This window comes from Yoonia sp. R78084 (genome assembly GCF_044595625.1).
Classification (GTDB): Bacteria; Pseudomonadota; Alphaproteobacteria; order Rhodobacterales; family Rhodobacteraceae; genus Yoonia.
The window spans coordinates 2,775,631-2,790,036 of the sequence record NZ_CP138993.1 but is presented as its reverse complement, the minus strand read 5'-3'; the positions used below and the strand labels follow the sequence as shown (position 1 = coordinate 2,790,036).

General features: G+C 53.3%; 14 protein-coding genes. 1 reads left to right on the top strand and 13 read right to left on the bottom strand.

Going from position 1 to position 14,406, the window contains the following annotated elements; genetic code table 11:
• Positions 1 to 47 precede the first annotated feature (47 nt).
• From SJY29_RS14050 to SJY29_RS13990, 13 genes are all read right to left on the bottom strand, one after another.
• On the bottom strand, positions 48 to 1,238 hold the full coding sequence (locus SJY29_RS14050) for a glycosyltransferase (RefSeq protein WP_400083916.1): 1,191 nt from the start codon (positions 1,236 to 1,238) through the stop codon (positions 48 to 50).
• 346 nt (positions 1,239 to 1,584) lie between these two features.
• Positions 1,585 to 2,157, bottom strand: a complete 573-nt coding sequence (gene rfbC, locus SJY29_RS14045; RefSeq protein ID WP_400083914.1) for a dTDP-4-dehydrorhamnose 3,5-epimerase — start codon at positions 2,155 to 2,157, stop codon at positions 1,585 to 1,587.
• Positions 2,158 to 2,346: 189 nt separating this feature from the next.
• Positions 2,347 to 3,180 (bottom strand): 2OG-Fe(II) oxygenase, encoded by an 834-nt coding sequence (locus tag SJY29_RS14040; RefSeq protein WP_400083912.1) that lies wholly within the window; start codon positions 3,178 to 3,180, stop codon positions 2,347 to 2,349.
• Positions 3,181 to 3,624: 444 nt separating this feature from the next.
• Complete coding sequence (locus SJY29_RS14035) at positions 3,625 to 4,695, bottom strand: WavE lipopolysaccharide synthesis family protein (RefSeq protein ID WP_400083910.1); 1,071 nt, start codon at positions 4,693 to 4,695, stop codon at positions 3,625 to 3,627.
• Between the two features lie 2 nt (positions 4,696 to 4,697).
• The gene (locus SJY29_RS14030) at positions 4,698 to 5,468 is read right to left on the bottom strand and encodes a glycosyltransferase family 2 protein (RefSeq protein ID WP_400083908.1); all 771 of its coding nucleotides are present in this window, start codon (positions 5,466 to 5,468) and stop codon (positions 4,698 to 4,700) included.
• Positions 5,462 to 5,782 (bottom strand): hypothetical protein, encoded by a 321-nt coding sequence (locus SJY29_RS14025; protein WP_400083907.1) that lies wholly within the window; start codon positions 5,780 to 5,782, stop codon positions 5,462 to 5,464. The genes SJY29_RS14030 and SJY29_RS14025 overlap by 7 nt, the downstream gene beginning before the upstream one ends.
• Positions 5,779 to 6,525 (bottom strand): glycosyltransferase family 2 protein, encoded by a 747-nt coding sequence (locus SJY29_RS14020; RefSeq protein ID WP_400083905.1) that lies wholly within the window; start codon positions 6,523 to 6,525, stop codon positions 5,779 to 5,781. Before SJY29_RS14020 ends, SJY29_RS14025 begins: the two co-directional genes overlap by 4 nt.
• Positions 6,522 to 7,151: an HAD family hydrolase gene (locus SJY29_RS14015; protein ID WP_400083903.1), complete on the bottom strand. Its 630-nt coding sequence runs from the start codon at positions 7,149 to 7,151 to the stop codon at positions 6,522 to 6,524. The genes SJY29_RS14020 and SJY29_RS14015 overlap by 4 nt, the downstream gene beginning before the upstream one ends.
• Positions 7,148 to 7,777, bottom strand: a complete 630-nt coding sequence (locus tag SJY29_RS14010; RefSeq protein WP_400083901.1) for a hypothetical protein — start codon at positions 7,775 to 7,777, stop codon at positions 7,148 to 7,150. Before SJY29_RS14010 ends, SJY29_RS14015 begins: the two co-directional genes overlap by 4 nt.
• Before the next feature lie 113 nt (positions 7,778 to 7,890).
• The gene (locus SJY29_RS14005) at positions 7,891 to 9,249 is read right to left on the bottom strand and encodes an oligosaccharide flippase family protein (protein ID WP_400083899.1); all 1,359 of its coding nucleotides are present in this window, start codon (positions 9,247 to 9,249) and stop codon (positions 7,891 to 7,893) included.
• Positions 9,250 to 9,838: 589 nt separating this feature from the next.
• Complete coding sequence (locus SJY29_RS14000) at positions 9,839 to 10,852, bottom strand: glycosyltransferase (protein ID WP_400083898.1); 1,014 nt, start codon at positions 10,850 to 10,852, stop codon at positions 9,839 to 9,841.
• A 71-nt stretch (positions 10,853 to 10,923) separates the two neighbouring features.
• Positions 10,924 to 11,643: a WecB/TagA/CpsF family glycosyltransferase gene (locus tag SJY29_RS13995; RefSeq protein ID WP_400083896.1), complete on the bottom strand. Its 720-nt coding sequence runs from the start codon at positions 11,641 to 11,643 to the stop codon at positions 10,924 to 10,926.
• A gap of 120 nt (positions 11,644 to 11,763) precedes the next feature.
• Positions 11,764 to 13,008, bottom strand: a complete 1,245-nt coding sequence (locus SJY29_RS13990) for a UbiH/UbiF/VisC/COQ6 family ubiquinone biosynthesis hydroxylase (protein ID WP_400088938.1) — start codon at positions 13,006 to 13,008, stop codon at positions 11,764 to 11,766.
• A gap of 42 nt (positions 13,009 to 13,050) precedes the next feature.
• Between SJY29_RS13990 and SJY29_RS13985 the strand changes: the two genes are divergently transcribed.
• Positions 13,051 to 14,379: an amidase gene (locus SJY29_RS13985; protein ID WP_400083894.1), complete on the top strand. Its 1,329-nt coding sequence runs from the start codon at positions 13,051 to 13,053 to the stop codon at positions 14,377 to 14,379.
• Positions 14,380 to 14,406: the final 27 nt, after the last annotated feature.

The following is a 14,406-nucleotide window of genomic DNA, read 5'->3' as shown; positions in this document are numbered from 1 at the left end:
GAGTGCATCACCGGAGCCGAGTACGTTGAAGGACGAGCTGATAAGTCTTATGGGCAAGTCACAAGCCCAACAGAGCTGGCCAAATGATCCATTCTTCGGGCAAAGGTAGCTTCAAATGTATGTTTGCGGGCAAAAGCTACCGCGCGTGACATTGCAACAGCAAGTTCGTGCCGGTCTTCATGCAGTTGAGCGATCCGTTGTGCCAGTAGCGCCGGCTTGCCGATCGGGCTAAGGAAGCCCGAGTTAGAATGAGAAACGATACCGCTGAAAGCTTCGTTTGCATATCCAGCAATAGCAACCCCGCAAGACATCACCTCAGGATAGGTGCTGGATGGATCTCCTTGTGGGTGTGGGCAAATAAAGAGGTCTGCGCTGGTCTTCAGATAGGGAATCCATTCAGTCCGGAAATCCATGGGGCTGTGCAATGCGACGCAATTAGCGAGAGGCGGTGCTGAAATTGCAGACTTCAATTCCTCGGTCAGTGGGCCATCTCCGACGATATCAAGCGAAAACGGTACCCCGAGGTTAACCAGAGCTTTCGCAATCCGGGGCAAGTCAAGAACCCCTTTCATTGCCGTTAGCCGCCCGCCAAAGACCAAACGCAATGGCTGTTTTCTCAATATCTCTGAAGTCTTTAGCGATAATGCGTCATCCAACAGGATGTCTGCTTCCCGTACGCGGTTGTCGAAAAATAAGAGCGCGTTCGACTGCAACGGTCGATAGATGTCATATGTAGGGGTCCCACTGCATTGGAGACCTGCAGACTTCTGCAGCATCTTCCGGCGCATGCGTTCGGCCCCTTGTAGCCAGGCCCTGCGGCGCATTCTGATAACGGGGTTTGACACTTCTGCGCTCATGATCTGGCGCTCCGTCTTAGGTGAGTATTCACTGACGAAGACGACGGGGACCTTAATCTCGTTGCAAATTTGCAGCATTGGTGCCTCATCTGGCGCCAAAAAAGCCATGACACCAGCCGCGCCCTTTAAGCGGGATGCAAGCTGCCCAAGGTCCTGAGGGCGGATCTCGATGCCATTCGGACCGTTTCCCAAAGTTACCTCGACTGGATCAAGATCGCGAACGGGTTGATTTGTCAGACGCGCCAGTGTGGTGACGGGGCCAGGCCAGTTTTTGGCGTATTCAGCGACTCCATCAAGGTATTTTTGAGTCAGAAACAGTTTCCCTTCTGCATCTACACTGGCCGGTAGGACTGGGAGCAAAATCAATTCTGGGTCTTTCATGAATCTTCACAGTCCTCAGACGAGATTTTTTAATACGATATCAGACCCAGAGAGGCTCAAGCGTGGCCAAGGCTCAGGGTGCATAAACTGAATATAACAGTTCCAGCAAGGACAATTGCCGGCAGGAATGCTCCGAGGCGGTGGCCATTGAGGGTAGCAACGCGTCATGACTCTGTGAGTTTATCAAACACGCGTTCGATCTGGATGCAAAGTCTGTAACGGCGCCCGTCAAATCTAATGATCCTTTTGCCTTTGAGTTTAGGCCAATGAGCTTCGGGAAATGCCGCTGCTAGTGACTACAAAAAGGTCTTGGGAAAGGGATACAACATATTGTATCGGTCCGTCGTTAGGCGCCTTCGTAAACAAACGGCGATGCAAACGCAGCGAAGCTCACCGCCGCTGCATCTTTGTCTGACAGATGGGCACCTTGCACATCAATCCCCCAATCAATCGCCAGATCAGGATCATCAAAGCGCACAGACCCTTCGGTGTCCGGCGCATAAGTCGCCGAGCATTTATAGGCGACCATGCAATCGGCTGTGCGGGTGACAAAACCGTGCAGGAAGCCTTCGGGAATGAACAACTGGTTGCCTTTCTCAGCTGACAATTCGCACCCGACCCACTGGCCATAGGTGGGAGAACCCTTGCGGATATCGACAGCGACATCCCAGATGACGCCTTGCAATACGCGAATAAGTTTAGCTTGCGCAGAAGGCGGCGCTTGAAAATGCAAGCCGCGCACGGTGCCGATATCGCGGCTATAGGACTGGTTGTCCTGCACAAACTGGGTGGTGATCCCGTGCTGGGCCAGCGTGTCTGCGTTATAGGTTTCGCTAAAATGGCCACGGCTGTCGACAAATCGGCGTGGGGTAAACGCGATGACCTCATTTAGGAAGGTTTTGTTTATCGTTTCAAGCAATGGCGTAACCTAATCCACATAGAAATTTGCCATAGTCTTAGGCGATGCCCGTACCGAAAGCTATCTCTGCCCATTCATGGCTCCGGGCGGGAACTCTTCAGTGTTCCGACGACCCAGTACGCGAACGCTTTTCCCAAATCCGTCCCCGAGTTAGCACAAACGGACGAAACGAAACGCCTTGCCTCACCGCTATCGGCGCAGCCTACGAAGCAAGTTCATGGACTTTCGGTAAACAATCGGAGGTACAAATTCACGCACGACGCGCAGGACCGCTTCACTGCTCGCGGCGTCTTTAGAGCCGGGGCGCTGTTTAAAGACTGTTGATTGCGCGACACGTCCATCCTCCCAAGTTGCGGTGTAGTAATACAACGCAATAGAAAGGCGGGGGTCACCATTGGGGTGGTTCACAGGTTCCGGGTTGCCATGCATTGTGTTGGCGCCTGTGGAAAAACAGCACATCCTGTTCATTATGGGGACGAAAGAGTCTACCTTTTCGCTCATATCGTCGGTCCATACTTCAAACGATCCGCCATATTCCTCTTTCCAGTCTGGATTGAGGTAAATCAGCACGTTCAAACGACGTTCTAAATTCATAATCTGATGATAGTTAAAGTCGGCATGAATGCTTAGAAAGCCGGTCGTGTTTGTGCGGTGCACGCCGCCACCGCCGTAATATGGATCAGGTATCAAGCCTTTGATCCCAGACATATTTTCCAAGAATTGGATGAAGGGGCGAGAATTTAGCGCGTGAAAAACCGACTTAGAGTAGGGCGGCATGCGATCAGGGTTATATGACGTCTTGAGCTTTTCGTTGGGGCTGTCGTTCTCGGCTTTCTTCTCTCCCATCTGAAGCGCCTCTTCCCGGACGCGGGTGACCATCTCCAGCGGTAAGAAATTATCGACACAAATGTAGTGATACGGTGTTTTTGACTGGTAATCGGCAGCGAGAGAAGCCCCAATTTCTTTTGTTGCTCCATGGTCAAAACTGAGCGTCTCTGGATCAATGGGGAGGAAACTCGACATAATGCTCACTCTAAGGAAAACTACTGATATCAAGCTATTTAAGATGCCGTGTCAGGTCAAGCTGATGCCGATTATCATCGCTGCCTCACAACCGCTAACAACCTGCCTCCTCCCCCAAAAGAAATTGCACCGGGTCAGGATCGATTGACTGATCAAGCTTGTCGCGTTGTCAGGTTTCACGACAATCAGTTGTAGATGGGGCTTGATTGGTAATTTGTATCGGCTAGCCGAGGTGCAGTTGGACCGCTTCCGGCCCTGTTCTTAAATGGAACGAACCGTGCGCGTGTAGATGTCATGCGGCTTTCAGAGTGCACCCAGCGCATGACCAGGCCAGGCTGCCCGAATGCAAGATGTCGCCTGGCAGGTGTTTTCAAATTAGAAAGATTGAACTCTCATTGAACGATCCTCCGTCTCGAGCTTCAAACACCGTTCTCTGATCGGCACCTACACGTCAGTGTCAATTTCACTCATAAATAGCTGATCAAGCGCGGCTTCGTAGCGGGCAGCTGCTTTAGGAGAGAGTGCGCCCGAATATAGCAGCATCCAATGCGCGAACGTCATCTCATGACGTGTCCAAACCATGCCATATTCATGCATCAGCTCCAAGCGAGTCCAAGTCTGTGTTCTTTGCCAGAAAAAGTCTGTGCTTTGATAATCGACAAAGCAGAAACAGTCCCGGAATGCGGCCCAGGTGTCTTGGATCGTCCAGTCTTGATGACGACCTATTCTTGTCAAGTACTGGGACGCCAAGTAGCTTTCGGGAGCGGCGTGACGGCACTCTTCACCAATGGGAACCTGATGATAGATTTCCTTGTCGCTTTCCGGAAAATGTGCAGGTGGATTTCCTTCCCGAAGTGGAGGTGTCCAGTACTTCAGCATGTCATCACCATGACCGAACACTGTTTGGTCTGTCACGTGATAAGGTGCATATTTGAGGGACCCATACCCCACACCAAAGATCCGGTATTTTTGATCAAACCCACCTGTTGCCGGCATAGTCTTGGCCATTGATGCCAATTCCGACATTACATTGGGGTTGTATAGCCGTTGGTCTACGCGGGTCTTGAGAACCCATACAGCGCCTTCCTCAACCGCTTTTTTTATGCCAGCCCCTGCGCTCGTGAGTTGCATATTGATGTTAAAAAGACCGGGATTTTCAGGCTTTTCACACAGGACCAGTTTAACTCCCAATCCGCGAATAGCTTCAAGATGTTCATCAGGCGTGTCTGCCCAAGTTGACAAAATCAACTGCACGTCAGGCATATGGCGACGATAAATCTTCAGGGTCTCATAGGCGAAATTGTCTGGCACAGGTAGTGGGCCCTGCATGACGATTGCCATTTTTTCTACATCGATAGGACGGTCAGCTTGGGTCCGGATGGCATCGGAGAACTTCGGCCGTTTTCGATATGTCGTATATTCATTTGAGTGCTTGTTCAGCCAATCGATCGACCCATCAAGCAAACGCTGGGCAACCTTGTTGCTGACTTTGTTGAAAAATTCGCTGGTGCCCAAGCCTACTCTCCCTTCTTCAAAGGAGGAAGTCGTTCCATCAACTTCTTGGACACAAGACTGTTTTCAAACTCTCGCAAATCAGCGGGCACGCCGATGCCATGCATCCCGGCTCCAACTCTTCCAATTGAATGGCAGCGAATGTTGGCGCCCGCGGCGGCCAGTCTGCTGTAGACTGGGGCAACATAGAATTCGCCGTTGACCCGTTCGTTGGCCAGAATCATTGCGTCGGCAGCACTTACGAAATCGGCACCGCGCGCGAAATTATATATTCCGACGGTCGCTTCATTCGAGACAACTTCCTTTTCAATCACTTCTACTACACGACCAGTGTCGTCCCGAAGGACAAAAGACCATTTCGCATCATCCGCCCACATGGTCATGATCAGCCCATCAGCCCCATCCAGATCCTCAAGATAGGTATCGATAGACGCGTCTATATACTGATCGCAATTTGCGATCATTAGCGGGTTTTCATTGTCGATTTCCTGGCGCGCAAGCAGAACGGTGCAAGCAGCACCCTCCGTTACCTCATCGACATAAGTAATCGTCGATCCGGGCGCCCAACTCATGAGCATATTTGCCAAATCGTAGGTCTCGTCGTGATCACGGAGAATCAAAAAGTGAAACCTATGTGATCTTGAGGGGCGCAGGTTATCGATGACAACCTGAATCATCGGGTAACCCTGAACCGGTATGAGTGGCTTGGGGAGAGTATAGCCATCTTTGGCAAAACGACTGCCTCGTCCTGCCATTGGTACAACAATGTTCAACATACGAACTTGTCCCCATCGACACTAGGCAGCTTTACAACAACAGTCGTAACATCCGTCAACGCTTCGAAATCAGTAGCATCGCCAGGATCAATGCGGATGATATCGCCAGCAACATAGCGTGTCCCATTCATCCGCGCTTCTCCAGATACGATCACCGTTACTTCTGTAGAAACCTTGTGAAAGTGCTTAGATTCTAGAGTGCCGGCGCTGTAGGATTTTACTGCAACCTCCGCGGCGTCAGTCTTCAGAACCGCCGGATCAAAGTTACCGACGAACCAGCCTTTCGTCATATTGTCTAAAAGATATTTCTTCACTTTGCTGCATCCCGTTTGCGTGCAAGCAACAGCTTCTCGAATTCCTCGATAGCTTGCGGTGTGGCAAGTGAAGTATACTGCTCACGTTCGATCTGCTTGATGCCGATCCTCTTCTGTTTGAGGATTAATTCGTTGAATGATGGGCAGACAAAATATCCGCCATTCACAATCGCCTTCTTTTGAATCATCGCTTTCGACGCTGCCACGAAATCCGAGCCTTTGCGAAAGTAATAGACACCCGCCGTCGCATTGCGGCTGATGGGGCGCTTCTCCGCCGCTTCAATGACCATCCCGTCCGCGTCAGTTTTGACAAAGGACCATCTCGGATGGACACTATCGAACACGATCGTCCCCGCATCAAGGTCGCGATCACGGAACCCTACGACAACTTCATTCAGGTCAAAACCCAATATCTGGTCACCGTTTGCGATGATCAACTCCTCATCGGTGTCAATCTGCTCGACAGCCAATAAAACTGTGCAAGCTGCACCGGCAGTCTCGCCATCTACTGCAATTATAGTGCAGTCTTGATCAAGCAGCCGAAGGACATCGCCCAAATGGAATCGTATGTCATCTTCCTTACGTATTACAAAGATGAAATCTGATGCCGGGGTCATACGCAGGCAATCGAAAGCATGTTCGATCAAAGGTCGCCCGTCGATCTCGACGACTGGCTTTGGAAACGGAAAGCCATATTGCTTAAACCGATCATCTGACCCCGCCATGGGAATGACAACTTTCAAGATTGCTCCTCCAATCGTCTAATTGCACCAAGGATACGATCAATTTGCACATCATAGATGCTTTGCACCACCAAGAGGTTGCACCCCGCTGCCTCTGCCGCTTTGATGCCGTTAGCATTATCCTCGACAACTAAAGTGTTCGCGGGCGCGACCCCCAACATGCGTGCTGCAGTCAAGTAAATATCAGGATCAGGCTTCGATTTTGAGACGTCTTCATTTGACAACATCACGTCAAAATACGGCTTGAGTGCACTCTTCTCCATCATAAGTTCGATTGAGTTTCGAACCGAGTTGGACGCCAAACCCAGTTTGTAGCCACGAGCCTTTAGGTTGGAAAGCGCAAACTCATGCACAAAGATAGGATGACAGTCGGTGTGTACTTGATCTGTTGTATATTGTTGCTTCAAGTCATTCAGGAACCCATGGAGCCCGACTGGCAAACCACGCTCCTGGCTCAACATTTCCAACTTCTTGCGCGTTGGCAGGCCATCAAATGTCGATAAGTGATCAGCGCGCGAAATCGTATATCCGAACAGTTCAAGGGCACGGTTCAGAGCGTGATAATGCCAGTCTTTGGCATCTATCAGCACACCGTCCATATCGAAAATGACTGCTTCTATCTTCATGAACCAAAAAACTCGCTAGCGACGTCAGGTATATCGGTACAAAGAATAACGTCATTACTATGACGAAATTCTGATTCCTTCAGTTTGCTCCAAAGTGAGGCATGACTACGTCCGTGCAATTCCGGAGAAACAACAGCGACACGCTTTCCTGCTCCAAGATGTTTGCCAATGATGCTCACGTCCCACCAATCGCTATAGAAGCCATCTAACCAGATACCGTCAGCCTGATCATAAAGCGCCGGAATTTCCTCTACGTCTGAATGACGGGTAAAAACAGAAACTTCTGTTTTCAGCCACTGCACAGCATCTGGAACGGCCATGTCAAAAACAAAGCAGCCAGTCAGCCCGTGCCGCTCAATTGCCGATGATATCAACGCCTGCAACCCGTCAGCTTTCACGTTGAGGGCCATGGTTAGTCCCGGATCATAAGCCGCCACCTGACGAAACAATTCATCCACCCCCAACGCATCGGAACCGGGTGGATCATGCGAGACAACCAGCCGGCCTCCCAGGTCCCGTAAATCGGTCTCGGTTCCGTAGCCGTGCTCGAAGGATCGGACAAATGCCTGAGGAGTGTTCTTTTCTGCTGACGTTTTCCAAAAGCCACGATGGGAAATAATTAACATGGCACATCCCAAAAAGCTAATTTTCTACCCATGTGTCTAAATCCAATAGCTTCGCACATCAAGCGAGCGGACGGCTGCCATGTTCCTTTTGGGATGACAACAGCGGATGAAGTTCAAGCCTGACTATACACAAGATAAGCGATCATGAGCGTCAGAAAAAACCAGAGAATATCAAAACTGATCTGCTTGAGACCAAGGTAGCGCTGGACAAGCCAAAGCGTATACGGAACGGTTACAAGTGGCACGAGGGCAATCACCAACAACGCTGCGGGAAACCCGAAATACAAGTATGCGATGGGAAGCGCTATACACACCCAAAGCCCGCGCACCGCTGATACCACCATCATCGCAAGGCTATTTCCTTGGTTCATAATGAGCCCGTTCACAGTGTCGAACCGAACCGCCAGGAAACGTAGCGCTAGAATTGTCAAATAGGTGCCTGCGAGTTGGTAGGTTGACGTATAAAGTGTGTCGATCAGAAGCTGGCCAAGGAAAAACAGGGTCAGAAATGCGGCGACACACAGACTGTCGATGCCCGTTTGCAGTTTCCGGTAAAGCCGAGGAACCTGCAGTGGTCGTGTGCGGAGCATCTCGCTTAAGACAGGGAAGCCGACACCGTCGCTCAATTTGACGATGACCATTACGCCCGCCTCAATCCAGAAAAGTGCAATGACAAAAATCCCGAATGTGGTGGCGTCAAGAAAGATGCCAAACAAAAGCTTTTCTGCATTCACCGCCAGGAAGGTGAAAATCGAGGAGACCATAAGCCACTTTCCATAGTGCCAAAGCCTGCTGGAAATCTCAGGGTCCCAAGCATAAGCCATCCGCGGTCCAGGAATGACAAGGTGCGTGCCGACCAGGTGAATGGTCGTGCCGACCAACATCCCAGCCATAAGGGCCCAAACCGTTGGGCTCCACAATGCAAAGCAAATCATCGCAAGGATGGTAATGACTTGTGTTCCGATGCCGAGAAGAGACAAATAATGCATCTGCAATCGGCGCGCTGCAAGTTCTTCTGTTGTCGAATTGAAGCCCGCGAGAAGTGGCGCCAATGCAGATACCGCGATGAGCATAGGTAGGTCTGGATTGGCGTAAACCGTTCCTTCGGCGGCATAGATGGGCGCCAATACCCATGTCACGATTGAAAGCATCAAGACGCAGGAAGCAATGAGCACACCACGCACGGCCTTAACGACCCAAGCAACGCGTAGAAAATGAACCTGGTCTCCATCCGGCTCTCGAGCGATAGACCGATTGATGCCAATATCAGTAAATAGGTTGAGCGCTGAAATCAGCACGCCGACCAAGGCCATCAGGCCAAACACCTCTGGCACCAGTAACCTTGTCATAACCAAATTGCTGCCCAAGCGAAGGATGTTGACACCCATCACCTGCAGAACGCTCCAGCTGCTTGCCTTGATGATCCGTTGACGGAAACTGGGCGCAGCCTCTAAGTGTTTATCTGGTGGCATCTTCATCCTTACTGAACCAACTTTGACGATGCCGAAGTAGACTACGCGGATTAGTGGCAAGCACGTGTAAGTATTCTATGAATTGGGTTCCTATCAGTAGGAAAGCCTGATCCCAAGAGAATTTTCCGCGACACTTCAGACCGCAGCCAGATAACCTCCTCTTTGCCCCATCGAGGGGTCTTTGCGGGTTAAAACGCGTTCAGCAGAAGTCTTGTGCCTCGGGAAAACCCAAAGCCGAAGCGCGTCGAAGCAGAGGATCGCATGATACGTGCAGTGAGGCTACCACTCTGCAGCAGATCACTCGCTTTAATGGTTAGCCCTCAGCGGATGCCCATGCCTTTTAACCTTTGTCAGCCTTCACGGGACGGTCATAGGAAGAACACGACTGCATTCATCTCAAGATCCATCTTCATGACAAGGGTTGTACCAAGTATCGAAACGGGCAGCGGTGTGTCTTTGCTGAAAATCAATCGTGAAGTATAGCTGCCTCATTGCGAGGTCTAAGAGATCAAATGTGGGATCAAGTCTTGTTGGCTTTGAGGCGCAGGGCATCGTTGCGGACAATACGATACTGTGTCAACGCGCGAGTCTACCAATAGCCAGACCCGATACCACGCGCCATTTTGAATTGCGCGATGACATAGACAACCAGATCAAATCCAAATCCAACGAGAACGACCAATTTCCGCTTGAGGGTATAGGACCAAAACCCCGATAAGCGCTTCGTGAGGAAATGGAGGGGGACAAATCCATACCGTTGAGGAAGCTTTTCTCGACAAAGTGCGCCCAGCCAATCTGGATCCTTGGCGGCTGTTTCCAGTACTGTATGGGGTGTATCGGACGCGCGCAGGGCCTCAAAGACAATGGCGTTCAGGGCGCTGCCTATTACAATCCGTACCTGATGCCTGATCAAAGCCAGCACACTGCGTTCAGACCGGTAAACATGAAAGACAGTCTCATCGACATCGATCAGATTAAGATCTTCAGGTTTTCGAAAAAGATCGGTCAACAGCATTGCTCGGACGAAACCATCTTCAACGGGCAGGCCGATTGGCAGATGGAAACCTCGGGCGACGTCACCCTTAAGACTATAAAGCTGCCCGCAAATGCTTTTGCGCCAGTCATCCAGCGTACCGCCGGCGGCGGCAATCAGTTTTTCGCGCAGATTTAGATTATGCGGCGTAAAAACGATGTCTTTCACAGGACGGCTTGATGACGCGATGAGTTGTGGGCGCGAGTCCATAAAAGCGATCATCTTGCGTAGGGCGTCCGGCTGCGGAATGTCGATGTCGGCATCACAAAAGATGAGGAAGTCACTATCGTCCCCGGCGAAATCATGGACGAAACTGTTCCATGTTCTGGACTTTCCACCAAATGCGATGTCACAGACCTCAAATTGCGCGGCATGCTTCGAGCGGGCAATCGATTGCTGCGCTAATTCGACTGTGTTGTCATCACACCCGTTGGCCAAAACCAAAACGCGAAAGGAAATATCTGGCAGGTCAAAGATATCTTGGCGTTGCAGCATCAAAAGCATCGATTCAATGTTTGCCGCTTCGTTGTGGGCAAAAATACCAAGATCGATCTTGAGGTGTTGTTTCACGCGGAAAATCCGATGATTCTATACAATATCTGGCGACTATATTGGCCTGCCAATAGAATTGCACTCTTTGATCAAGCTGCGTGCCGAGAGTTCAAACGCGCCCTCAGCGCGGACCAAAACAGCTGTGGTAATACCGCAATGCACCGCGCGTATCGCAGGCCCAACCGCTTCGGGTTGGTCAAAAGCCGCCACACCCATTCAGCTGCAATAAGACGAATGAATTTTGGCGCGCGCTTTTGCGTCCCCGCAATGAAATCCAGTCCGGCGCCGATGGACACAAACCCGACGGTGTCAATTTTTGATACCGCATGCGCGGCGAATAGCTCTTGTTTCGGCGCGCCGAGCGCGAGAAAGCACAAACCGATGTCGGCATCAGCGAGTTGCGAAATGTAGCTATCAGCAAGGCTGCCTGACGGATCGAAACCCATCGGGGGGGACATGCATAGAACAACCTCTAGACCGTGATGGCGGGCCATCAGCGCACGGGCCGCTGCTTTCAGCGTTTCCTCTGTGCTGCCCAAAAGCGCCACACGCACCTTCGTTGCGGCCGCCAGGTCGCAAAGCGGTGCAATCAGGTCTGCCCCCGGCAGCAGGTCGACGGGCGCACCCGCAATACGCGACATCCAGACGATCGGGTTGCCATCTGCCGTGACATGGGTGTGTGCAAGATAAGCTGTCCGAAACGCGGGGTCATCGCGCAATTTCACAACGTGATCGAGGTTCAGCGTGGCGAGGGCAAAACCTTGCCGCCTTTCAAAACGGGTTTTCAGATCGGAAAGCAGGCTATCCATAGACGGGACTGTGACTGCAACTTTTCTCGCGGCCTCGTCCATTAGCGCGCTTGAATTTGGCAACCACTCTACTTGCATTTGATATTCACCATCGCCGTTTAGCGTAACACCTACCCCAGATCAGCGCATCAGTCGCGGTAAATCACCGGTCAGCCCTGCCGCTTCGCGGATAAAGGTGCGCCGCAATCCCGGGGCAGCGTTGACCAGACCCATGCCGATATCGCGCGCGGCGCGGAGCAGTGGGTTGTCATTGGAAAAGAGCCGGTTGAACGTGTCGGTGGCCAAAGCGAGCGTCGCGGTATCGAACCGCCGCCACGTCTGATACCGCGCCAGTGTCTGCGCGCCGCCAATGTCTTCACCGCGTGCGCGTGCGCTTTCCAGCACCTCGGCCAAAGCAGCGACATCGCGCAGACCGGCGTTCAGGCCTTGGCCCGCAATGGGGTGCACACCATGTGCCGCGTCGCCGATCAATGCGGTGCGCTCTGCGATGAAACTGTTGGCAAGCGTCAGCCCCAAAGGATAGCTGAAACGTGCGCCGGTTAGGTTGATCTGCCCGAGAAAGCTGCCAAAGGCGGGGCGGAGGGCGTCGAGAAACTCCGCGTCATTCATCGCCATCAGCGCCTGCGCGCGCGCATCGCTTTCGCTCCAGACAATCGAACTGCGGTCCTTGGTCAGGGGGAGGATCGCCAAAGGGCCTGCGGGCATAAAGAACTGATGCGCGATACCGCCGTGGGGGTGTTCATGTTTTACGGCACAAACGACCGCCGTTTGCCCGTAACCCCAGCCTGTGCGCTTGATGCCTGCGCGTTCGGCGGTGCCGCTTTTACGCCCGTCCGACCCGATAAGCACCTTGCCACTGATCTGCGTGCCGGACGCCAATGTGACCTGCACCCCGCCTGCATCGACAGATTGCGCAACAACGGTTTCGCCGGACAGATGCGTAATCCGGTCGTCTTTTGCCATGGCATCAAGAAACGCGCGCCGCAGGTGGCGGTCTTCGACCATAAAGCCCATGGGACCTTCTTCGATCTCGGCATGGTCAAAATGCATCATCCAGGGGGACGGCCCTTCGCCGGCCCGCCCGTCGGTGACTTTGATTTCCAGCATCGGTTGGGCGTTGTCGGCGATTTGCGGCCAGATGCCGATGCCGCTCAACAGCCGCTTGGATGCGAGCGCAAGCGCATAGCTGCGCCCGTCAAAACCGACCCGTTTACGGGTATCCAGGGGGAGGCGGTCGATAATCGTGACGGTAAATCCTGCCTGCGCTGTTGCCAGTGCCAAGGCTGGCCCGTTGAGCCCGCCGCCCACAATGATGAGATCTGTTTTCATACCTCGCAATATGCGTGTCGGGACGGGATTGTCCATGCGCTGCTTGGCCGCTACCGTGGCCACGAACAGGAGAATGATATGCAAGACTGGCGATGGATGACAGCGGCGGATCTGGGCCGTGCGATTGGCGCGGGCGAAATTGATCCGATAGCCTTGGCCGAGGTCTATCTGGACGCGATTGATGCGCACGAGCACCGCGACCGCATCTATGCCCGTGTGACGCATGATCGCGCCCGCGCCGAGGCTCAGGCGGCATCGGAACGCGCGAGGGCAGGGATGCGCCGGAGTGCGCTGGACGGTGTGCCGGTGTCCTGGAAAGATCTGTTTGATACCGCAGGAGTGGCGACCGAGGCGGGAACGGCACTGATGGAAGGCCGCGTGCCGGACACGGATGCCGAGGTGTTGCAAAACGCCACGGCGGCAGGGCTGGTCTGCCTGGGCAAGACACATATGTCCGAAATCGCGTTCTCCGGCCTCGGGCTGAACCCGATCACCGCGACGCCACCTTGCGTGAATGATCCCGATGCCGTGCCGGGGGGGTCTTCGTCAGGGGCTGCGGCTTCGGTTGCCTTTGGACTGGCTGCCGCCGGTATCGGTTCTGATACAGGGGGATCGGTCCGCATTCCTTCGGCGTGGAATGATCTGGTGGGGCTCAAGACGACGCACGCGCGCCTGTCGCTTGAGGGTGTCGTGCCGCTCTGCCTGACCTTTGATACCGTTGGTCCATTGTGCCGGTCAGTTGAGGATGCGGGGCTTTTGCTGGCCGTGCTCGAGGGCAGTCGCGCTGTTGATCTTGCGGAGAGCAGCCTTGAGGGCGTGCGCCTGATGGTGCTTGATACGATTGCGCCCGATGATGTGCGCGATGCCCCGCGCGCGGCGTTTGACGGTGCTGTCGCTCGGTTGCAGGCGGCAGGCGCCGTGATCGAACACCGCTATTTTTCGCAGCTTTTCGATGCATTCAACGTGGCGGGCAATCTTTACGCTGCCGACAGCTATGGCTGGTGGCGCGATCGGGTCGAGGCGCATCCCGAAAAGATGTTCCCGCAAATCCTTGAACGGGTGCGCGGCGGCAAGACCGTCAGTGGGCCGGATTACTGCGCCGGATGGAACCTGCTGCGCGACATCCGCAAGCAATATGCCGCAGAGACAGCGCAATTCGACGCGGTGATCATGCCCACCGCCGCGATCCTGCCACCCGATGCCGCGCGGCTATTGTCCGACGACGACTATTACAAGACCGAGAACCTGCTGGCCCTGCGCAATACACGTATCGCGAACCTGATGGATGTGTGTTCTGTGACACTGCCAACGGGCGTGCCGTCCTGCGGGATCATGTTCAACGGACGAAACGGGAGTGAGGCAGCGCTGTTGCGGCTGGCGGCGGCGGCAGAGCGGGCTTTGGGGTAGATAAAGGGTTGTCGCATTCTTCCCCCT